This window comes from Robiginitalea insularis (genome assembly GCF_052497835.1).
In genome coordinates this window covers 967,808-988,634 of record NZ_CP199296.1, presented here as the reverse complement: position 1 = coordinate 988,634, position 20,827 = coordinate 967,808, and the positions used below count along the sequence as shown (strand labels likewise).

Sequence of the window (20,827 nt, the reverse complement as noted above, 5' to 3'; positions counted from 1 at the left end):
GCACTTATTGGTTGTTAGTGGGTAAATATACCCATGCTTTTTTACCGGAAGCCAGCTCTATTTCTCTTCGGAAATACAAACTGGTTTCGTAGGCATCTGCTTTTTTCAATTCGATGGCCGAGAGGCTGTAGCGCATTCCGGGGACTTCTGATCCGGCCTGTCCTTCCCAAATGGCCGGGTACCGATTCAAAACAGCCTTTTCCCTTAAAGAATATCCTGTCAGGGTATCGGTATTCCCGCTAAGGGTACGCCCGAATACGTATACTTGTACATGCGGATCGCACAGCGTTCCATAGGCGAATAAGTGCTCCCGGTCTTCTTTTTTCAATGCTGGCTGATGATTTCCAGTTCGGTTCGGAAAGCTACGCACTTATCCCCAAAACGTTCCATTGAATCCTTGCGCAGACGGGCCGCGTCTTCCTGATAATAGCGTTGGAGGGTATCCCTGTCCGGGGCCTGGTACTGAACGGCATAGGTAATGCCCCCGGTTTCTTCTTCCACCAGTACCCTGCAAATTTTCGCCTGGCTGAATTTTCCGGTTGCCAGCATATCCGGGATATGGGTGTTTTGCATCCATTCCAGCCAGCTATGCTGAATGGAAGGATCAATGTTGATGGTTACGTTATAAATGTACATTCGGTATTTGTCTTTAGGGGTCTAATTAACCGGATCGCCCCGCAACTGCCGGAATTTTTTCCGTGCATCCGGGAAAAAATAACTGTCCTGGTACTGAAAAATGATTTGCTGGTAATGTTCCATTGCTTTTGCAGGTTCCTCCAGTTTTGTCCGGTATAATTCAGCCAGCCCAAAATGAGCATCGTCTGCCAGAATACCCTGCCCGTAGAACTCAATGATCTTACGGTAACTGAGCGCCGCTTTGGAAAATTCCCCTTTTGCGGTGAGCAGTTCGGCCTGCATTAAAAGGGCATCATCTTCAATTTTTTCTCCTTTGTGTTGTTGTAAAAGCTCCTCCAGGGATTCCAGGGCTTCCTCGTTTTTCTGCTGATAGGCCAGCAGGTCTGCCCAGGCGAATTTTTTCAGGGCCGTGCGCGTAGAGTCTTCCACCGAGTTATCGGAAATCAACAGGCTCAATTGCATGGCGTCATTGGCGATTAACTGGGAAGTAGAATTGCGAAGCACCTTTAATTGGGTAAGGGCCCAGTCAAAATCTCCTTTGTAAAAACTGGTCTGGGCTACCTTATATCGGGCCTGCTGCCCCATCACATCATTTTTCAGGAGTTTCTGAACCTGTGAAAATAAGATCAGTGCTTCATTAAAACGCCGGCTGAAGACAAGGATATCGCCCAGGTTTAATTTAAGGTACCCTTCCGTATAATTGGAAACCGGAAGTTCCAGGCTCTTTTTTAAAATGGCCACAGCGCGCTCAGCTTCCCCCAGGCGGAAGGTCAGGAAGTTGGCGAAGCTTACCTGCAATTGCAGGGTATTTCCCTGGTAGCCGTAGTTTTCCATCAGGTCTTCATAGGCTTTTTCTGCTGATGGCAGAAAGCCGGACGGATCTTCCAACAGGCCTATGTCAATAAGGTGCAGCTCCGCATTGAGCCGGCTTACCGGGTCCGAACTTTCTTTTCGGATGTATTCGAAAGCGGCACGGGCGGCTGCCAGGTCTCTGGCATCTTCAGCAAGCCGCCCCAGGTTTATGATCCGCTCCAGGCCTTTGCCTTCAGAGCGCCTGTAAATAGCTTTTTCCTGATTAAGGGCACTTGCGTACTGTTCTTGTTGGATAAAGAGCCAGCTTAACAATTCATTCCATACGGGGTCGGGTTTGCGCTGGGCGCGAGTCAGTAAAATCTTTCGCAGCAACTGATTGTTTTCAGCCAGGGCATCTGTTGAAACGAACCCTTCCAGTACCCGGTAGATATTGGATTTGGCAGCCGGACGTTGCTCCAGTTGCACCATATAAGCCTCGAACATTTCTTCAATACGTCCCTGCTCGCCGTATATCCGCGCAATCTGGAAATTAAAGTCCAGGTCGGGATTCAGTTCCATGGCCCGCTTATATGCCTTCAGGGCATATTCGAGCAGGGTATACCTCTGAAACTTAAATCCGATACCATAGCCGAAATTAGGATTCTGTTCGATGGTGCCCAAGGCTTCCTCGTACCATATTTCCGCCGTCTCCGGCTGCTGCTGCAGGCGGTAGGTGTAACCCATGTCTATAAGCAGCGTGGGGTAAGCCATTCCCGATTCAATACGGGCCTTCAGGTAGGAAATGGCTTTATCGTACTCTTGCAGTTGTTGGTAACAGCTGATGAGTTTTTCGGAATAATCCGTACGGCGCGGATCTTCGCTGACCAGTTTCTCGTAGAAGACAACGGCTTTTTCAAATTCGCCGTCTTCATAATAACGCTTAGCCAGGAAATCTTCCTGACCAAAAAGGCCACCCATGGAAAGGCACAGGAGGAGGATCAGGATTTTTTTCATATCGGCACTTTTTCCAAAGATACAAACTAGAAATACACCCCGGCGTTAAGGAGATGATAAGCCTGCTCAGGAAATGCGGTCAAAACCGGTATAAGGAACCAATACTTCCGGGATGCCAATCCCATCGGTATCCTGATAGTTTTCCAGGATGGCAGCCAGAATCCGGGGAAGTGCCAGGGCACTGCCATTGAGCGTATGTGCCAATTGTGGTTTGTTGTCTGCATCCCTGTAGCGCAGTTTCAGGCGGTTGGCCTGAAAGGCTTCAAAGTTTGAAACGGAACTTACCTCCAACCAGCGCTGCTGAGCAGTGGAATAAACTTCAAAATCGTAAGTAAGGGCCGAAGTAAAGCCAAGGTCTCCCCCGCAGAGCCTGAGGATGCGAAAAGGCAGTTTCAGTGATTCCAGCAACCTTTTTACATGGGCTACCATTCCTTCCAGGGCCTTATATGAATTTTGTGGTTGCTCTACCCGCACAATTTCCACTTTGTCAAACTGGTGCAGCCGATTGAGGCCGCGCACATGAGCTCCGTAACTCCCCGCCTCTCTTCTGAAACAAGGGGTGTAAGCCGTATACTTAAGGGGGAGATCGGCATTATTCAGGATTACATCCCTGAAGAGGTTGGTAACGGGTACCTCAGCCGTGGGAATAAGATACAGGTTATCTTCTCCTACATGGTACATTTGCCCTTCTTTGTCCGGTAGTTGTCCGGTACCCAGACCGGAGGCTTCATTGACCATGTGAGGTACCTGCACTTCGGTGTATCCCGCCTGCGTATTGTAATCCAGAAAATAGCTGATCAATGCGCGTTGCAACCGGGCGCCTTTTCCTTTATAAACCGGAAATCCTGCACCCGTAATTTTTACGCCCAACTCAAAATCGATCAGGTCAAATTTCCCGGCCAGTTCCCAGTGTGGTAGCGCTTCGCCGGAGAGCTCAGGAACGTCACCTGCTTCAAGAATCACTTCGTTATCCTCCTCTGTTTGTCCGGCAGGAACCGATTCATGAGGGACATTGGGGAGTTGATACAGTGCCTGTTGCAGGGCTTCCGCTGCCTGGTTCAGTGAATCAGACAGGCCTTTGGAAGCTTCTTTCAGATCTGCAGACTGCTGTTTCAGAAGATTGGCCTCTTCAGCCTTGCCTGATTTATACAGGGCCCCTATTTCCTTTGACAGGCTGTTGGATTCCGCAAGGGCACTGTCCAGCCGCGCCTGCAAGCTCCTTCTTTCCGCATCCAGATCCAGGATTTCCTGAATCATGGAATCTGCATCTATTCCTCTTTTCTTCATCGCTGAAGCGATTATATCCGTCTTTTCACGAAGGAATTGTAGTGGCAACATATCGGTCTCGAATTGAAGCGCAAATTTAATGTTAATTTGTTGAACCTGCCATAGTCTGCAAACGATCCCTATAGCCTTTTATGGGCAGGCGCTTACTCTTTTTTACGGTTGGCCTCCGGAAGGATCCAGCTATGATGCCTGAAGGGGTCCCAGGGCTCGGCTGCCAGGTCGGTAGTGGGGTCGATAAAGGGGGCATATGGCCTGCGGTTTATCCGAACCTGGCTTTCGGCATAAACGGCAATATCCTCACCCTTATTGCTGTATTCTTTTTTCAGGTGTTGGGCAAATTGCCAGATAAAATCCGGATAGGCCGCTACCTTGCCGATCTGTTTTTCACTGAGGTATTCCCGCAAATTAACCCTTTGCTGACGGCCGTTTTGCTTGTTTACAACCCGGAACTGAATCCTGCCGGTCCGGCTGCGCAGCATCATTCTCCAGCTCATCCTATGTCCTTCCTCTGTCCAAAGCACATCCCCCGCTATAAAATGGTGGCGGAGCGGAAGCGCAAGCTGTATCAGGAAATAGCAGCCCAGGCCGATGAGCAGCCACTGCCTGTGAGGGTTTTTGGCAACCTCAGTAGCTACTTCGGGATTTCGCTTGGGGAAAAACCTGCTGCGGATAGTTTCGGGCGGATAGAAAAAGACGATCAGGACAAGCGAAAGGTATGGGAAAATCCCGATCTGAAAGACTATGGAGTTAAACAGGTGGAAGAAAAAGGATAGCCCCAGGGCTATTCCCCTGCTGGGTTTCCAGAGCAAAAGGGGTACGATGAACAGGTCAAAACCCAGGCCAAACCAGGCGATGCCCAGGTGCACATCCGGGCGCTGTAAAAATGCGCCGATCAGGGGATATCCTGCCTTGGATTCCATCAGCAGCGATATAAAGCTAAGGTCCATCCAGTCTGTGTACATCTTTGCAATGGCTGCGTAGGTGTATACAATGAATAACTGTGCGATAAAGACCCATCGTACCCAGGCGTACATACTGTTGGATTTAAGGGAAGGTTTATATTTACTGTCCAGGGAAAAAGCGCGTTCAGCAGGTAAAAAACACATAAAGGCGCAAAGGAGTACCAGCAGGTAATAATGGTTGTTATAAGCGGTTTTTTGTAGCAAATACGAGCCGGTCCAGAGCAAGGTAAAGAGGATGATGCTCAGGCGGTACCGGAAACCAAGGGCAATAAATACCCCTAATAGCCCCATAAGCGCATAGTACATAAACATTTGCGGCCCTACCAGGGGCTGCAGCCATTCAAAGCCGATAAAAGTAAAAGTAAAATCGGGTAATACCAGGGTCCTGCTAACCCAGCCCGTTAAGATGGCCCCGAAACACTCAATGGAGAGTAAGATTCCAAAAAAAACCCTGAAGAGAACAAGAGGGCTGTTATCCACTCGTTTGAAGAGCGGCCCGGACATCAGCGTTTTGCAATTAATTCCAAAGACTGCAGCCTGTCCTTCTCCAATTGGGCCTTGAGGGCTTCTACAGATTCAAATTTTTGCTCATCCCTCAGGCGGTCCAGGAGGGATACCCGAAGGGCTTGGCCGTAGAGGTTTTTATCAAAATCAAAAAAATGGATTTCTATATGTTGTCCGGTCCCGTCAACTGTAGGGTTGCTGCCAATATTCATCATCCCGTATACGGTTTTTCCATCAACACTTGTTGAAACAAGATAAACGCCCCCAGCCGGAATCAGCTTATAATCTGCTGCTATCTGCAGGTTGGCAGTGGGAAAACCGAGCTGTTTTCCAAGCCCCTTTCCCCGGATTACCGTGCCTGAGAGCATATAGGAATACCCAAGGTACTCGTTAGCCGTTTGCAGGTCGCCGGTTTCCAGCGCCTTTCTTATTTTGGTGGAACTTACCGAAACTTCATCGATTTCCTGGACGGGGATCTCTTCTACTGAAAAGTCGAGCAGGTTGCCAAAGGCCTGCAAGTCCTGTATGTTGGCATTACGGTTTCTCCCAAAGCGATGGTCATAGCCGATAATTACTTTTTTTGCATGCAGCACCCCTACCAGCTTGTCTCTCACGAACTGGGTGGCCGTAAGCCTGGAAAAGGAACGGGTAAAGGGGTGGATCACCAGGCAGTCCAATCCTATTTCCCTGAGGATATCTGATTTTTCCTCAATAGAGTTGAGTAGTTTGAGGTTGCTGTCTTTTTGAAGCACCATCCGTGGATGCGGGAAAAAGGTAAGTAAGGTAGCCTGCATTCCATGGGAGCGCGCATCTGCAATCAGGCGATTCAGGATAATGCGGTGCCCGATGTGCACCCCGTCAAAGGTGCCAATGGTCACCACGGCAGGGGTTTTTATGTCGTAATTGGGCAGGCCCTTGATGGTTATCACAGACTCAAAATAATAAAAAAGGCTTACTTTTAGCCAAGGAAATCTCCTTTGATGAAGACAAAATTACGTCTTGTTTTATCAATTCCCCTATTCTTTGCCTGCTTTTATGGAACGTCACAGGATTTGCAGGGGATCTGGCAACGGGCAGACCGGGCTTCAGGAGAACTGACCCTTTCCGGCGAAAAAGTCAGGAATACGGGCGGGCAGGCCTTTATGATGCGAGCTGAGCGGCTGGAGGCTGCCCTGAAACCATTGCAACAGGGGCAGGCCAGTATTGTATTATCCTTCCCGGACGCCTCCGGGACCCTGAAGCGCTACCAAATTGAGGAACGTTCCGTCCTGGCCCCGGCGCTGCAGGAGAAATACCCGGGCATCCGATCATATGTCGGAAGGGAGATAGAAGGTTCTGAGCACCGGATACGTTTCAGCCTGACCCATAAAGGATTTCAGGGGATCATACACAAGGTGGGAAGCAACAGTGCCGCTTTTATAGAAAAGTCCGGTACGCAACCTGACAAGTATATACTTTTCAAAAGGGAAGATCTCGAAATGCAGATGGAAAGCTGGAAATGCGAGACCTTGCCTTTACTGGAAAAATCTTCCCCTGACTTCTTTACCGCCAAATTAGCTGATGACCAAACCCTGCGCCGGTACCGACTGGCAGTTGCCACCACAGGCGAATACACTCAATTCCACGGAGGTACGGTTCCGGATGCCCTGGCGGCCATCGCAGCCACCCTGACCCGCATTAATGAAGTATTTGAAAGGGATTTGGCCATAAACCTGGAATTAGTTGCCAATAACGACCAGGTTATCTATACCGATCCGGCCAGCGACCCCTTTGGGGGGAATTTCAGTGCCGAGGTACAGACTACTCTGAACACCGTTATCGGTAGCGCCCAATACGATATTGGCCACCTATTCCATCAGGGAAGCGAAGCCGGGAATGCCGGATTTGTGGGGGCGGTGTGCCAGGATAACCGTAAAGGCTCCGCTTTTGCGGCAACCCCGTCTCCTCAGGGAGACCGTTTTGACCTGGATTTTGTGGCCCACGAAATGGGGCATCAATTCGGGGCAAACCACACCTGGTCTTTTGATTCGGAAGGAACAGGGGTACAGGCTGAACCTGCAAGCGGCACAACCATTATGGGATATGCCGGGATTGCCCAGGGGAACAATGTACAGCCCGCAGGAGATGATTATTTCCACTATTACAGCATTTCGCAAATTTTCCAGTATATAGCGGGCACGAGCTGTGCAACGGAGGTTCCCCTTTCCAATTCACCCCCACAAATCACTCCTTTACCCGACTACCATATCCCGCAGGGAACGGCATTTGTCCTGGAAGGGCTGGTTTCTGACCCCGATCCTTCAGATGTGCTGACCTATGCATGGGAACAGGTAGACGACGGCCTGGTAACCACCGCCTCCTTCGGGCCGGAAAACCCCAGTGGTGCTAATTTCAGGTCACTGCCACCCGAGTTGACACCCGGCAGATATTTTCCCAGGCTGGAAAGGGTTGCCGGCGGGAACCTGACCCAGGAAGACCCCCCTATTAATTCGGCCTGGGAAACCGTTTCAACCATTGCCCGGGACCTGAACTTTGCTCTTACAGTAAGGGATAATGCCGTAGGTGGCGGTCAGGTAGTCTCTGATTTGGTGCGGGTAAGTGTGGAGGCAGACCGGGGACCCTTCACAGTCCTCTCACAGGCCAGCCCGCAAACCTATGCGGCAGGGAGCGTACAAACGATCAGCTGGGATGTTGCCGGAACCACAGATGCCCCTGTAAATGCGCAACAGGTTGATATATACTATTCGGATGACGGGGGTCTTGATTTTTCAACCCTCCGGGCCGCAGGGCTTCCGAACAATGGGACGGCAACGGTTCAGGTGCCGGCGGGTGCAAGCACTCAGGGCCGCTTTATGGTAAAGGCGAGGGACCAGATATTTTTTGCCGTGAATGCCACCAACTTTACAATTGAAGAGCAAGCCTTTGTGTTGGATTTTCAGGAGTTAGGCCAATCGGTATGCCAACCCGACAATGCGCAGTACAGCCTTACGTTTAATACTTTTGGGGGTTTCAATGAGGAAGTAACCCTTAGTACTGAAGGGCTTCCTGCAGGACTCTCTGCCACTTTTTCTAACAATACGGTACAGGCCAACGGAACCGTGATAAGTCTTACTATTTCCAATACGGCAGCATTACCGCCCGGGCTCTATCCGTTTACTGTGAACGGTACAAATGGTAGTATTTCGGCAGATATTCCGCTGGAACTGCAGATCAGCTCCGGAAGTTTTTCGGATGTGGTCCTGACCGCTCCGGCCGACAATTCCCTGGATGTAGGGCTGCGCCCGGCATTCAGCTGGCAGGCCAGTGATAATGCGGATGCATATGAGCTGCAATTGGCAACGGATGCGGCCTTTTCCAATATAGTGGCGGATCAGGTGGTGTATGGTACCTCCTATAGTCCGCAAACCCTCCAACCCGATACTGACTATTTCTGGAGGCTTAAGGCCATCAATTCCTGCGGGGAGGGCGCCTTTGGCAGTGCCTTTACCTTCAGGACGATCAGTACGGAATGCCGGACCCTTGCAGCCCAGGGGTTACCCCTTACGATATCCGCCAGTGGGACCCCTACTGTTGAATCCACCGTCACCTTTATAGATGACCTGCCTGTAACATCGGTAAGCCTGGACATGGACCTGGCACACAGTTTCCTTTCAGATCTGGTCATTACACTTATTTCCCCATCCGGAACCGAGGTGACCCTTATAGCCAATTCCTGCGGACAGGCTAACGACATTAATGCCACCTTTGAGCAGGGGGCTGCCCCATTTGTATGTGCAAACAACCCGGCTATATCCGGAACCGTAAGGCCCCTGGGCTCCCTTGATTCTTTTAGAGGAGAATCCAGCCTGGGAACCTGGACGCTGCGCATAGATGATACGATTCCGGCAGACGGAGGGCAGTTAAATGGTTTCTCGCTGCAATTATGCGTTGAAGGCGCCTTCCGCCCGGATGCGGACGGGGACGGGGTTTTTGACGATGGAGATGATCTGTGCCTCGGAACCCCTCCGGGCACGGAAGTGGATGCCGATGGTTGCCCGGTCTATCGCTTTGCCCCCGATCAGTTTGAGATTAGTACTACGGCGGAAACCTGTACGGGGGCTAATGACGGGACTATTTTGGTGCAGGCCAGTGAACCGCTGGATTACAACATTCGCATCCTGGGTCCGGGAACAAATGTTGATGAAACCTTTACCTCTGTTTTCGAACAACTGGCCCTGGCCCCTGGCACTTATCAGCTGTGTATTGATGGAACGGATGGCAGCATTGTTTACGAGGAGTACTGTGTGGATGTAGTGATACAGCCGCCTGCATTTTTTGAGGTAACGGCCTTACAAAGCCCTGACAGTAAAACGGTAGAGCTGTCCCTGAGTGGCTCGGACAGCTATCTGATCCGTTTGAACGGTCAGGAACAAATCGTCAGTGGGCCGGCTGTAACCCTGCAGCTGCCCGACGGGATCAATACCCTGGAAGTAGAAGGCATCCCCGTCTGCCGGGGGACATTCCAGGCTACCTTCCTGACCGGAAGCAAAATTTCTGCCCTTGAAAACCCGGTAACGGATGTGCTGGGAATATTCATTACCCGGGCAGATACCCAGGTGGATATCAAAGTCTTTGATACGGCCGGGGCCCTGCTGCTGATGCGGGATTTACAGCCTTCCGGAAATACGGTGCAAATTTCCCTCGGGGGACTACCTACCGGCCTCTATTTTGTACAGGTGGAAAACGGGAACCAAAAACGGGTGCTGAAAATCCTAAAAAGATAATTGCCTAATCAGGTGCCGTTATACTGATTCATAGTTATTTTGGGTCCTGCAAGTACAAAGGATTCCAGAAGTGCAACCGACCGGTCTAGCCGTTCGGGCAGTTTTTCCGATTCTGTTTCATCCCACTCCCCCAGGACATAATCTACCTGCCTTCCCTTGCTGAATTCGTCACCGATACCAAAACGAAAGCGGGCATAAGCTGTGGTCCCAAGGACCTGTTGAATGTCTTTAAGCCCGTTGTGCCCCCCGTCACTTCCTTTGGTTTTCAGGCGCAGCGTACCAAATGGGAGGTTGAGGTCATCGGTTATGATCAACAGGTTTTCCAGCGGGATGTTTTCTTTCTCCATCCAGTACTGCACCGCTTTACCGCTGCGGTTCATATAGGTGGAAGGCTTTAAACAATAGATGCTGCGACCTTTGATCCTGACATTTCCGAGATCGCCCAGGCGTTTGCTTTCAAAAGTAAACACCCTGCTCTCTGCAAAGGCATCCAGGACCTTAAAACCAATGTTATGGCGGGTTTTGGCGTATTCGGGCCCGATATTTCCCAGGCCTGCGATCAAATATTTTTTCATAGGGGGTATTGCTTCTGCTTCAGAATCTGTTTGCTTAAAAAGTCTTTGAAACCACGACCACATGCTACGACTATTCTAAAATACAAAAAGCACCCTTATCGCCTTTGGGAGATAAGGGTGCCTTAATGAATACTTATCTATTGCTTATTCTGCAGCTTCAGAGGCTGGTTCTTCAGAAGCAGCGGCTTCAGCTCCTTCAGCAGCTCCTTCTTCTCCTTCAACACCTTCTGCGTCTTCATCTTCCTCAACCAGAATAGCCGTACGAGCAGTCTTAACCTGAACCACTACAGTGGAGTCTGGGTGAAGGATGGCGAATTTATCGCTTTTTAAAGTCCCAACAGAAATGTTATCGCCGATTTTCAATTTGGAAATATCCACATTGAAGAAGTCGGGCAGGTTGTCCGGCAAAGCGCGGATAACCAGTTTGCGTTTTCTGAACAACAGACGTCCCCCGTTTCGAACCCCCGGGGAATTCCCGAGCAGGCGAACCGGAATTTTCAGGGTCACTTCCTTGTCTGGGAAGAGCTGGTAGAAGTCTACGTGCAGGATGGCATCCGTAACCGGATGAAATTGAATATCCTGCATGATGGCGCTGATCTTCTCGCCCTTGTCCATCTCAATTACCACGGTGTGGGCATTGGGAGTGTACACTAAATCTTTGAATGAGATTTCATCGGCTGAAAAGTGCAATGGTTTCTCCCCCCCGTATACCACGCAAGGGACCTTTCCAGCATTACGTAGGGCCTTGGTCGATGCCTTGCCCACGCTTTCTCTTTGTGATCCTTGGATTGTAATTGATTTCATTATCTGAGTTTAATTAATATGCTACATTAAAAATTTTGAAGAGATGGAAGTATTGTGATGTACCCGGTGCATTACATCTGCGAATAAATCGGCACAGCTCAATACCTTTACCTTCTCGCTTTTTATTTCGATTGGGATGGAGTCTGTAATGATCAGCTCCTCCAGCTTTGATTTCTCTATGCGTTCATAGGCATTACCCGAAAGCAGCCCATGGGTGGTGATCGCCCTCACGCTCTTGGCGCCGCGCTCCATCATCAGGTCTGCCGCTTTGGTAAGCGTTCCTGCCGTATCCACCATATCGTCTACCAGTACAACATTCTTGTCCTGAACGTCCCCGATGAGTTCCATATGGGAAATAACATTGGCCTTAGCCCGCTGCTTATAGCAAATCACCACATCGCTTTCCAGGGCTTTGGAATAAGCATAAGCCCTTTTAGAGCCCCCCATGTCGGGAGAGGCAATCGTTAAATTATCCAGCCCAAGGCTTTTGAGGTAGGGCAGGAAAAGGGTAGAGGCAAATAAATGGTCTACCGGTTTTTCAAAGAAGCCCTGTATCTGGTCTGCGTGCAGGTCCATCGTCACAATTCGGGTAGCTCCTGCAGCCTCCAGCATCTTGGCTACCAATTTGGCAGCGATAGGCACCCTGGGTTTGTCTTTGCGGTCCTGGCGAGCCCATCCGAAATAGGGCATCACTGCGGTGATGTGCCGGGCCGAGGCCCTTTTCGCAGCATCCAGCATCAACAGCATTTCCATCAGGTTTTCCGGGCCGGGATGTGTGGACCCAATTACGAAAATACGGGCCCCGCGAATAGATTCTTCGTAAGAGGGCTGAAATTCCCCGTCACTGTAGCGGGAAAAAATAACCTTCCCCAAATCTGCCCCATAGGCCTTGGCAATTCGCTCGCCTAGCGCCTTACTCTGAGTGCAGGCAAAAATCTTGGGTTCCGGTACCGTATACGACATTACAGCAACTTTAAATAATTGGGCTAAGTCCCTCTTTTAAAAGGAGGTGCAAATTTACACATTTATTTGAGTTGCTAAAGTATATTTAAATGGAATTTGAATGCCCGATCAAAAATATTTTATAGTTTTGCGAACCCTTTTGCCTCGGTGGCGGTCCCGATAGTTATCGGGAGGTAGACGCAGACCGAGAAGGCGTACGCCTCGGTGGCGGAATTGGTAGACGCGCTGGATTCAAAATCCAGTGGTAGCAATACCGTGTGGGTTCGATTCCCACCCGAGGTACGGATAAACCACAAAAGAGTGGAAGTATGAGCGAGCTTCAAAAAGGAAGCTCGCTTCTTTTTTTGAAGCGAACGAAGTGCTTCCTTTTGTGGTTTTCTTGCGCGAGCTCGAAGGGAAGCTTGCCGTCAGGAAAGCATTCCCGGCGAGTTTTGAGAAGACTCTCCCCCATATTGAGCTCGCTTTCTTTTGTAGAGCGACCGAAGCGTGTTTTTTTTCGGTTTTCTTGCGCGAGCTTGAAGGGAAGCTTGCCGACAGGAAAGCATTCCCGGCAAGTTTTGATTATTACTTTCACCTTCAATCTCCTTCTTTTCAACAAAATTTAAGTCTGCAAAAAGCAACATAAGCTACTCGGATATTTACCATCCGTATTATGTTGAATGAATAGATCATCTATTGTCCGTAGCTTTAAAAAGTGCTGACCTGTATCATTGCCCACTTTGCATCTCAACAATACCTTTATTGAAAATCTTTAGGTCATGAGAAAGCTAAAGAAAAGTCTAAAGATTATCGCCTTGTTCCTGTCAGGACTAATCCTAATGCAAGGTTGTTCTACTTACAAAACTCCTGTTACCCTTCAACAAGCCGAACAGCAAGAAAAAGCGGTCAAGATCATCACAACTAATGATGATACCTACAAATACAAATACATAGTCTATGAAAATGGACAATTCTATGGAGTAAAAGACAATCCGGGAGAGGATGTAAAATTTCCTATCAATTCAGAGGAGGTTACAGATGTACTAATAAAGGGTAAAACTATGCCAGATTGGGTTTTATATGTGTTGATTGGTGTCTTGGCGGTTGGAACAATATTGGCAATTGTAGTCCTTCCGAACGCTATGCCCTGACCCACATAATTGTCCACCTTCTACCTCAGCATTTCTTTTTGTGGTTTTTCCTAATTAATACTAACCCTCAGTGTCAACCCCTTATAATTCTTACCGGGCTTCAATCCGGAGCAGCTCACCGGGCTACACTCCGTAGTTGTAAAAAAATCCCCCGGAATTTTAACCCGAATGACAAGATAATCAACCGTATTGGGGATTGTTGCGTCAAAGTCAAAAGCACCGGAGGCATTGGTAATGGAGGCCGTGCTGAAGCGCTGCCGGTCCCCGTCAAAGAAACTGGTGTCTTCATAGCCAATAATTGTAACCACCCCATCGGCAATAGGCTGGTTATTGGAGCTGTTCAGCAGGATGCCGCTAAAGGAACTGACGGGTTCCACATCTTCTTTGGAGCAGTTGCAGAGTAATAAGATTAACAGAACTAATCTGAATAAAGATTTCATATCTGATAGGTTTTGAACCTAAATTCCTCTTTTTTGTAAAATATGCTGTCCCGTATTGTGCTATGGGCAAGATTTGGGACGAAATCTTTAAAGTGTCAGGAAAATGAATAATTGGAGTTCAATAGAACTTATGGATTACTCAAGTCGATCATTACGATCGTTTTACCGAATAAGATGAATCTTCTCCAATTCCACTAAACAAAGGACTTCATCGACTAAATGCACGACTGCTTCATTTGATAGGGTAAGAAAAGTCGCTCATCGATATTTAAAATGTAGGAAAAACCTTCAGCCTAATTTTAGGGTTGTAAATGTCCCCTATGTCGCAACTTCTTGTTGATGCTATTCAAAATAGTAAGACCGTGCAACATGCACCTTTTTGGAGGTATCCAGGATATACCGGAAATGGAAATAAAATAGTATCGGAGGGGGCTGCATACCCAAATCGAATAAACACATGAGTTCCATAAAGAAAAAAGTAAGTGACTTTTTTGAAAAATTTCATGGCAGGATTGAAATTATTGTTGTGCTTATTTTGATAGCCTATTTGCTCACAATGGGGCTGTTGCTTTTCTTCAGATCATAATCAGAAGACTCTCGTCTCTTTACTTTTTTGATCGAAAGCTCAGGGATTCCGGTACTGTATGCCTCGCATCTCTTTAAAACTGTACCTGTAAATACATTGCGGGAAAATCGTATCTTTCTGTTATAACCTAAACAATATCGTTATGAACAGGATTATCTTCAGTTTATTTTTGGCTTTAATGGTTCTGCAGGCCTGTAAAGACAATTCCGCTTCCGATACCACAATGGAAGCAGCCTCGCCTTCCCCGGAAGAAAAGGTACAGGCAGTCCGAAGTGAAATAGAGGAAATTAATAACAAGGTTACGGCCCTGATGAAAGCCGGAGCGTATGAGGAAGCTGGCCAATACTTTGCTGAAGACCTGGTACAGTATATTTCGGGACAACCTCCTGTTTTAGGCAGGCAAGCCTGGGTTGAAAGCCAGAAGGCAGCCGCTGCCATGGGGGAGTGGGATTTGCAACTGGAAGTGCTGGACCTTGCCCTGGATGGCCACATGGCCGTTGAGCGGGGCCGTGGTGTGCAGACCTTTACCGCTAACGAAACCAGCCCTATGCCTTCATTCCAGCTTACGGGAGACTATATGGTCTATTGGAAACGGAAGGATTCTACCTGGGTAATTCAGTGGGATTACGTTGCCCTGGTTCCGCAGGAAGGGATGGAAGCCCCTTCAGAATAGGAAGATACCCCTCTAATAGAGCCGCTTAATATGGATGCCACCAAGGAACACTGGGAACATATTTACCAGACCAAACCCCTGGATTCGGTAAGCTGGTACCAGCCGGTACCCCGGCATTCCCTGGACCTGATCGCCACTTTGGAGCTCCCAAAAGATACGCCTGTAATTGATATAGGTGGGGGAGACAGCCTGCTGGCCGACCATTTACTGGATTTGGGGTATTTGGACATAACCGTTTTGGATGTGTCCGCACAGGCCATCAAACGGGCTAAATCCCGCCTGGGCGAAAGTGCTTCAGCTGTACATTGGATTGAATCGGATATCCGGGATTTTAAACCAGAACGCAGCTATGGACTCTGGCACGACCGGGCAGCTTTCCACTTTCTTACGGCCCCGCCTGAAATTGAGCAGTATGTTGCCTTGGTTAGCCGGACAGTTTCTGAAGATGGATACTTTATTTTAGGGACCTTTTCTGAAAAGGGACCTGAAAAGTGCAGCGGGCTGCCCATAACCCAGTATTCCATAGAAGCCATGAAAATGCGATTTAAAGCAACCTTTGAGCCCATAGATTGCAGAAATATCGCACATCAGACCCCCTCTGGCGGGAAGCAGGATTTTACTTTTTGCTGTTTCAGCAGGGTTGGCGATTAACCAAAAATCCGGTTTTCCAGGATACGTTTTTATTAATCAGCACAGGTAATTTATCAGGTTAAGCCTTAAAAAATATCCTTTTTGTCGGAAAAAACCTGCATTTCGTCTGAATTTCACACCTTATTCTAAACCTGGCACAGCTTCTGCATTCCAAGTAGTAAAAGTTACCGTTATGAAAACTACATTACTACTTAAGGAAATTTATTTCGAAGCTTTCCGGAATCTTGGAAACTACCTTGTTAAGAACTCATTAAAGGTATTCAGCTGGTTTTGTTTTGCGCTCTTCTTTATAGCCTTGTATGCACTGGTATATCGAATGGCCACAGGCTTTGTATTTGATTAAGTCCATAAAACCGTAGTCCTGAGATCTTCAATTGAATCAAGGGAATTGATTTTTAACAAAAAATCCGCAGGAGTGAGGATGCATAGGGTTAGCATAAACTTCAATTGTTTTAACCTGGCATAGTTACATCTTAAAAGGATTCGAAGCTTAAAATTTTTGGTGATATGGATTGTTTTTTCCCACCAATTAAATTAACAAATTTTCTATTGGGAAAAATTCCATAAAATAGGAAATAATCCATAAATTAGCTTCCCTCTTTTTGATGTAACAGATGCAAAAAACCATACTCCATCTCGATCTGGATACCTTCTTCGTTTCGGTGGAACGCAAGCTGGACAGCCGGCTGTACCGAAAACCCATACTGGTAGGTGGCCTCAGTGACCGCGGGGTGGTAGCTGCCTGCAGTTATGAAACCCGGGGGTATGGGGTGCATTCCGGGATGCCGATGAAAATGGCCCGGGAACTTTGCCCTGAAGCAGTGGTTATCCGCGGCAATGCAGGGACTTACAGCAAGCATTCCGACGAGGTTACGGAAATCATCAAAGAGCAGGTGCCGCTGTTTGAAAAATCCAGTATAGATGAATTTTATGCAGACCTCTCCGGGATGGACCGCTTTTTTGGCTGTTATCGCTATGCCTCGGAGCTGCGGCAGCGAATTATCCGGGAGGCAGGGCTGCCTATTTCCTTCGGGCTTTCGGTAAACAAGGTGGTTTCCAAAGTAGCTACGGGGGAAGCCAAGCCCAACAGCCAGCTCAAAATTGATTTTGGGTACGAAAAAGAGTTTCTGGCCCCGCTGTCGATAAAGAAAATCCCCATGGTGGGGGATAAGACCTACCAGACCTTGCGCAACCTGGGGCTGCGGCAGATACGCACCCTGCAGGAAATGCCGATAGACCTGCTCCAACGGGTACTGGGGGCTAATGGGGCGCTTATCTGGAAACGGGCCAATGGCATAGACAACAGTCCGGTGGTGCCCTTTTGCGAGCGTAAATCGATCTCTACCGAGCGCACTTTTGACCGGGATACCATAGATGTGCACCGCCTTAAGGGCATCCTCATTGCGATGACCGAAAACCTGGCCTTCCAGCTCAGGCGCGGGGGCAAGCTCACGGCCTGTGTAACGGTCAAAATCCGCTATTCCGATTTCAACACCTATTCCAAACAGCTTCGCATCCCCTATACCAGTGCAGATCACAAACTGATCCCGCAGGTGCTGGAATTGTTTAAAAAATTATACGACAGGCGGCTGCTGGTACGGCTGATCGGGGTACGGTTCAGCCACCTGGTCCCCGGGAATTACCAGATCAACCTTTTCGAGGATACCGAGGAAGCCCTCAACCTCTACGCGGCCATGGACCGGATCCGGGAACGCTATGGAGACAAGAGCGTGATCCGGGCTTCCGGCATGGGCGCCCGGACCATCGGGCGCATGCAAAACCCTTTTAACGGCCAGCCCCCCACGGTGCTGGCTCATCGTAAACAGTAATCAAATCCCAAATTCCATCCCGATAATTATCGGGATGGAATTTGGTGCTTGGAATTTATTTATGTACATAAATTGTCACACATACTACAGCCTCCGCTACGGGACCTTTTCCGAGGCCGACCTGCTTTCCCTGGCACGGGAAAACGGGCTGCGGTGCCTGGCCCTCACCGATATCAACAATACTTCGGCTGCCCTGAATTTTGTGCGCAGGGCAAAGGAGTTTGATATCAGTCCCATCCTGGGGATTGATTTCCGCAACGGGATAGATCCCTGCTTTGTGGGGATCGCCCGCAACAATGAAGGCTATTATGAACTGAACCGCTTCCTCTCGGAACATTTGCACCAGAAGCTTCCTATTCCCGAACGGGCCCCTGCTTTTCAGAATGCCTTTGTAATATATCCCTTTGAGAAGGTGCTGCTGAATGAACTGAAGGATTTCAGGCCGGGGGAATTCATAGGGGTTTCCCTGCGCGATTTGCGGCGGCTGCCCTTTTCCCGTCTCAGGGAGTACAAAGACCGGCTGGTGGTGCTGCAGCCGGTGAGTTTTCGCAACAAGCGCGATTTTAACGCTCATCGCCTGCTTCGGGCCATCGATAAGAATGTGCTGCTCAGCAAGCTGCCGGAGTCCGAACAGGCCCCGCCCGATGAGATGATGTACCCCATCGAAAACCTGGCAAAGGCCTTTTCCGAATTCTCTTTTATCCTGGAAAATACCCAGGCCCTGATGGATGGCTGCCATATTTTTTTTGATTTTTCAGAAGACCGGAAACCGCAGAACCTGAGCACCTATACCGGGAGCCGCGAGGAGGATGAACAACTGCTGGAACAACTTTGCCGGGAAGGGCTGCCCTATCGTTACGCCAAGCCCGGCCCCGAGATATACAAGCGCCTGGAAAAAGAGCTGGACCTGATCAGGAAAAAAGAGTTTGTGGCCTACTTCCTGATTAACTGGGACATTGTAAGCGAGGCACGCCGCAGGGGGTTTTTCTATGTGGGGCGCGGTAGCGGGGCGAACAGCATTGTGGCCTACCTGCTTCGTATTACGGACGTGGATCCTATAGAACTCGACCTGTATTTTGAGCGCTTTATCAACCTTTTTCGTGCAAACCCCCCGGATTTTGATATCGACTTTTCCTGGAGGGACCGGGAAGCGGTTACCCGTTATATTTTTGAGCGCTTTGAAAACGTGGCCCTGCTGGGCACCTACGTGACCTTTAAAGACAGGGGCATTATCCGGGAACTGGGGAAGGTTTTCGGTTTGCCCAAGGCTGAAATAGACCAGTTATGCGAAGGGCAATACGAGTCTTCCCGCCTGGATGAGGTAGCCCGCCTGGTGCTCCGCTACGGGGAACTGATCCGGGGTATGCCCAATTACCTGAGCGTACATGCCGGGGGTATCCTGATCAGCGAAAAGCCCCTGCATTATTTTTCAGCTACCCACCTCCCCCCAAAAGGGTTTGCCACCACCCAGTTTGATATGGTGATCGCCGAGGATGTGGGGCTTTTTAAATTCGACATCCTGGGCCAGCGCGGTCTGGCAAAGATCAAGGAAGCCCTGGAAATCGTGCGCTTCAATCAGCCGGAGGCCTTTGAAGGGATCGATATACACGATATCCGCCGGATCAAGGAAGACCCTGTGATCAACAACCTTATCAAAACCGCCCAGTGCATGGGGTGTTTCTATGTGGAATCCCCTGCCATGCGGATGCTGTTGCGCAAGCTGGAGGTAGACAATTATCTGGGCCTGGTTGCTGCCAGTTCCATTATCCGACCGGGGGTAGCCCAAAGCGGGATGATGCGCGAATACATTCTCAGGCACCGCGACCCGGAGCGGGCTGCCATGGCCCATCCGGTCTTGCTGGATATTATGCCGGATACCTACGGAGTGATGGTCTACCAGGAAGACGTGATAAAGGTGGCACATTATTTTGCAGGCCTCAGCCTGGGGGAAGCCGATGTACTCAGGCGGGGGATGAGCGGGAAATACCGTTCCCGGGACGAATTTGAAAGGGTAAAGAAGGCCTTTGTGGATAACTGCCGCAAGAAGGGGTACGCAGAATCTCTGATTTCGGATATATGGAAACAGGTAGCGAGTTTTGCGGGCTATGCCTTTGCCAAGGGGCATTCTGCTTCTTATGCAGTGGAAAGCTATCAGAGCCTTTTTTTAAGGGCCTATTACCCCCTGGAATATATGGTGGCCGTACTCAATAACGGGGGCGGGTTTTACCGCCCCGAAACCTATGTGCATGAGGCCCGGATGCTGGGGGCCGTAATTCACGAACCCTGTATCAACCATTCTGTGGTGCAGACCCGTATAGAAGGCAGGGATATATATCTGGGGTTTATGTACCTGAAGGAACTGGAGGCCCGGGTCATGGACCGTATTGTAAAAGAGCGGGATGCCCACGGGAGATATCACAGCCTGGAGGATTTCCTGGACCGGGTTCCTATTTCCATCGAACAGATCAGTATCCTGATCCGTATTGATGCTTTCCGCAGTACCGGGAAGGAGAAACACAACCTGCTCTGGCAGGCACATATGCTGCTTTCCGGGGAGAAATTGCCGGAACACCCCAGGTTGTTCCCGCCGCAGCACCGCAAATACAGTATTCCCCGCTTGCATGCCACGCGCCTGGAAACGGCATTTACCCAATTGGAACTGCTGGGGTTCTGCCTTTGCAGTCCTTTTGAATTACTTGCCCGCCCGGCAGCCAACACCCATGGAAGCAAACACCTCCGGGAGTTTCTGGGCCGTTGCATCGATATTTATGGTTACCTCGTTACTGTCAAAAACACCAAAACGCATAAAGGGGACCGCATGCATTTTGCCACGCTTATAGACCGCTACGGAGAGGTGTTTGATACGGTCCATTTTCCTCCGGTGGCCGCAAAGTACCGCTTCCGCGGAAAGGGGATTTACCGTTTCTACGGGAAGGTGGTGAGTGAATTCGGGTTCCTGAGTATTGAGGTTTTGAAAATGGAAAAGCAGGATTACATCCCGGATCCGCGTTATGCAGATATGAAAACAGGCACCCGCTTGTTGCAGCAGCGCAAAATGGCTTCCGACCCGGTTGGATACAACGAAGCAAAGAAAGATGCCAAGGATCCCGATGATAAGATTTAAGAAACAATCCATGGCCGTGGCTAGGACTTATTTCGTAAATTTAACTTGCGTTCCCCATTCAGAGATTGAATCGAAACATTAAAAGAATTACAAG

Annotated in this window: 18 protein-coding genes and 1 tRNA gene; 8 read left to right on the top strand and 11 right to left on the bottom strand. The window is 49.3% G+C overall.

The window, feature by feature from the left end; all coding sequences use genetic code 11:
• Positions 1-4: 4 nt before the first annotated feature.
• From ACT6NV_RS04495 to ACT6NV_RS04470, 6 genes are all read right to left on the bottom strand, one after another.
• Positions 5-328: a gamma-glutamylcyclotransferase family protein gene (locus ACT6NV_RS04495; RefSeq protein WP_445386068.1), complete on the bottom strand. Its 324-nt coding sequence runs from the start codon at positions 326-328 to the stop codon at positions 5-7.
• Positions 325-636 carry a DUF4286 family protein gene (locus ACT6NV_RS04490; protein ID WP_445386067.1) on the bottom strand — a complete coding sequence of 104 codons (312 nt, stop codon included), beginning with the start codon at positions 634-636 and terminating at the stop codon, positions 325-327. Before ACT6NV_RS04490 ends, ACT6NV_RS04495 begins: the two co-directional genes overlap by 4 nt.
• Before the next feature lie 21 nt (positions 637-657).
• A complete protein-coding gene (locus ACT6NV_RS04485; protein WP_445386066.1) occupies positions 658-2,442 on the bottom strand; it encodes a tetratricopeptide repeat protein in 1,785 nt (594 codons plus the stop codon).
• Positions 2,443-2,508: 66 nt separating this feature from the next.
• Positions 2,509-3,780, bottom strand: coding sequence for a serine--tRNA ligase (gene serS, locus ACT6NV_RS04480; RefSeq protein ID WP_445386065.1), 1,272 nt, complete (start codon positions 3,778-3,780; stop codon positions 2,509-2,511).
• A gap of 92 nt (positions 3,781-3,872) precedes the next feature.
• Positions 3,873-5,195 carry an HTTM domain-containing protein gene (locus tag ACT6NV_RS04475; protein WP_445386064.1) on the bottom strand — a complete coding sequence of 441 codons (1,323 nt, stop codon included), beginning with the start codon at positions 5,193-5,195 and terminating at the stop codon, positions 3,873-3,875.
• Positions 5,195-6,124, bottom strand: a complete 930-nt coding sequence (locus ACT6NV_RS04470) for a bifunctional riboflavin kinase/FAD synthetase (RefSeq protein ID WP_445386063.1) — start codon at positions 6,122-6,124, stop codon at positions 5,195-5,197. Before ACT6NV_RS04470 ends, ACT6NV_RS04475 begins: the two co-directional genes overlap by 1 nt.
• Positions 6,125-6,175: 51 nt before the next feature.
• Between ACT6NV_RS04470 and ACT6NV_RS04465 the strand changes: the two genes are divergently transcribed.
• Positions 6,176-9,958 (top strand): reprolysin-like metallopeptidase, encoded by a 3,783-nt coding sequence (locus ACT6NV_RS04465; protein WP_445386062.1) that lies wholly within the window; start codon positions 6,176-6,178, stop codon positions 9,956-9,958.
• Between the two features lie 8 nt (positions 9,959-9,966).
• Here the strand turns inward: ACT6NV_RS04465 and pth are convergent, their stop codons facing one another.
• The 3 genes from pth to ACT6NV_RS04450 form a co-directional block, all read right to left on the bottom strand.
• Positions 9,967-10,596, bottom strand: coding sequence for an aminoacyl-tRNA hydrolase (gene pth / locus ACT6NV_RS04460; protein WP_445386061.1), 630 nt, complete (start codon positions 10,594-10,596; stop codon positions 9,967-9,969).
• Between the two features lie 81 nt (positions 10,597-10,677).
• Positions 10,678-11,337: a 50S ribosomal protein L25/general stress protein Ctc gene (locus ACT6NV_RS04455; protein ID WP_445386060.1), complete on the bottom strand. Its 660-nt coding sequence runs from the start codon at positions 11,335-11,337 to the stop codon at positions 10,678-10,680.
• Between the two features lie 21 nt (positions 11,338-11,358).
• Positions 11,359-12,300 carry a ribose-phosphate pyrophosphokinase gene (locus ACT6NV_RS04450; protein WP_445383273.1) on the bottom strand — a complete coding sequence of 314 codons (942 nt, stop codon included), beginning with the start codon at positions 12,298-12,300 and terminating at the stop codon, positions 11,359-11,361.
• A 198-nt stretch (positions 12,301-12,498) separates the two neighbouring features.
• Between ACT6NV_RS04450 and ACT6NV_RS04445 the strand changes: the two genes are divergently transcribed.
• Positions 12,499-12,582 (top strand) — tRNA-Leu (locus tag ACT6NV_RS04445).
• Positions 12,583-12,619: 37 nt separating this feature from the next.
• On the opposite strand, the gene ACT6NV_RS04440 is transcribed toward ACT6NV_RS04445, so the two are convergent.
• The gene (locus ACT6NV_RS04440; protein WP_445386059.1) at positions 12,620-12,880 is read right to left on the bottom strand and encodes a hypothetical protein; all 261 of its coding nucleotides are present in this window, start codon (positions 12,878-12,880) and stop codon (positions 12,620-12,622) included.
• Positions 12,881-13,058: 178 nt separating this feature from the next.
• On the opposite strand from ACT6NV_RS04440, the gene ACT6NV_RS04435 reads away from it, so the two are divergent.
• Positions 13,059-13,430 (top strand): hypothetical protein, encoded by a 372-nt coding sequence (locus ACT6NV_RS04435; RefSeq protein ID WP_445386058.1) that lies wholly within the window; start codon positions 13,059-13,061, stop codon positions 13,428-13,430.
• A gap of 50 nt (positions 13,431-13,480) precedes the next feature.
• Here ACT6NV_RS04435 and ACT6NV_RS04430 read toward each other — a convergent pair whose 3' ends face one another.
• Positions 13,481-13,870, bottom strand: coding sequence for a hypothetical protein (locus ACT6NV_RS04430; protein WP_445386057.1), 390 nt, complete (start codon positions 13,868-13,870; stop codon positions 13,481-13,483).
• 728 nt (positions 13,871-14,598) lie between these two features.
• Here ACT6NV_RS04430 and ACT6NV_RS04425 point away from each other — a divergent pair.
• The 5 genes from ACT6NV_RS04425 (at position 14,599) to ACT6NV_RS04405 (ending at position 20,733) form a co-directional block, all read left to right on the top strand.
• Positions 14,599-15,129 (top strand): YybH family protein, encoded by a 531-nt coding sequence (locus ACT6NV_RS04425; RefSeq protein WP_445386056.1) that lies wholly within the window; start codon positions 14,599-14,601, stop codon positions 15,127-15,129.
• A gap of 30 nt (positions 15,130-15,159) precedes the next feature.
• On the top strand, positions 15,160-15,780 hold the full coding sequence (locus ACT6NV_RS04420; RefSeq protein ID WP_445386055.1) for a class I SAM-dependent methyltransferase: 621 nt from the start codon (positions 15,160-15,162) through the stop codon (positions 15,778-15,780).
• A 172-nt stretch (positions 15,781-15,952) separates the two neighbouring features.
• Positions 15,953-16,123, top strand: a complete 171-nt coding sequence (locus tag ACT6NV_RS04415) for a DUF6747 family protein (RefSeq protein WP_445386054.1) — start codon at positions 15,953-15,955, stop codon at positions 16,121-16,123.
• 271 nt (positions 16,124-16,394) lie between these two features.
• Complete coding sequence (gene dinB / locus ACT6NV_RS04410; RefSeq protein WP_445386053.1) at positions 16,395-17,609, top strand: DNA polymerase IV; 1,215 nt, start codon at positions 16,395-16,397, stop codon at positions 17,607-17,609.
• A 61-nt stretch (positions 17,610-17,670) separates the two neighbouring features.
• Entirely contained in the window at positions 17,671-20,733 is a 3,063-nt protein-coding gene (locus ACT6NV_RS04405; protein ID WP_445386052.1) for a DNA polymerase III subunit alpha, read from the top strand.
• The last annotated feature ends 94 nt before the right edge of the window (positions 20,734-20,827 follow it).

Bases quoted from the DNA above. Each gene is read 5' to 3' on its own strand.
- ACT6NV_RS04490 (WP_445386067.1), bottom strand. From the start codon at position 636: ATGTACATTTATAACGTAACCATCAACATTGATCCTTCCATTCAGCAT.
- ACT6NV_RS04485 (WP_445386066.1), bottom strand. From the start codon at position 2,442: ATGAAAAAAATCCTGATCCTCCTCCTGTGCCTTTCCATGGGTGGCCTT.
- serS (WP_445386065.1), bottom strand. From the start codon at position 3,780: ATGTTGCCACTACAATTCCTTCGTGAAAAGACGGATATAATCGCTTCA.
- ACT6NV_RS04475 (WP_445386064.1), bottom strand. From the start codon at position 5,195: ATGTCCGGGCCGCTCTTCAAACGAGTGGATAACAGCCCTCTTGTTCTC.
- ACT6NV_RS04465 (WP_445386062.1), top strand. From the start codon at position 6,176: ATGAAGACAAAATTACGTCTTGTTTTATCAATTCCCCTATTCTTTGCC.
- pth (WP_445386061.1), bottom strand. From the start codon at position 10,596: ATGTGGTCGTGGTTTCAAAGACTTTTTAAGCAAACAGATTCTGAAGCA.
- ACT6NV_RS04455 (WP_445386060.1), bottom strand. From the start codon at position 11,337: ATGAAATCAATTACAATCCAAGGATCACAAAGAGAAAGCGTGGGCAAG.
- ACT6NV_RS04450 (WP_445383273.1), bottom strand. From the start codon at position 12,300: ATGTCGTATACGGTACCGGAACCCAAGATTTTTGCCTGCACTCAGAGT.
- ACT6NV_RS04435 (WP_445386058.1), top strand. From the start codon at position 13,059: ATGAGAAAGCTAAAGAAAAGTCTAAAGATTATCGCCTTGTTCCTGTCA.
- ACT6NV_RS04430 (WP_445386057.1), bottom strand. From the start codon at position 13,870: ATGAAATCTTTATTCAGATTAGTTCTGTTAATCTTATTACTCTGCAAC.
- ACT6NV_RS04425 (WP_445386056.1), top strand. From the start codon at position 14,599: ATGAACAGGATTATCTTCAGTTTATTTTTGGCTTTAATGGTTCTGCAG.
- ACT6NV_RS04420 (WP_445386055.1), top strand. From the start codon at position 15,160: ATGGATGCCACCAAGGAACACTGGGAACATATTTACCAGACCAAACCC.
- ACT6NV_RS04415 (WP_445386054.1), top strand. From the start codon at position 15,953: ATGAAAACTACATTACTACTTAAGGAAATTTATTTCGAAGCTTTCCGG.
- dinB (WP_445386053.1), top strand. From the start codon at position 16,395: ATGCAAAAAACCATACTCCATCTCGATCTGGATACCTTCTTCGTTTCG.
- ACT6NV_RS04405 (WP_445386052.1), top strand. From the start codon at position 17,671: ATGTACATAAATTGTCACACATACTACAGCCTCCGCTACGGGACCTTT.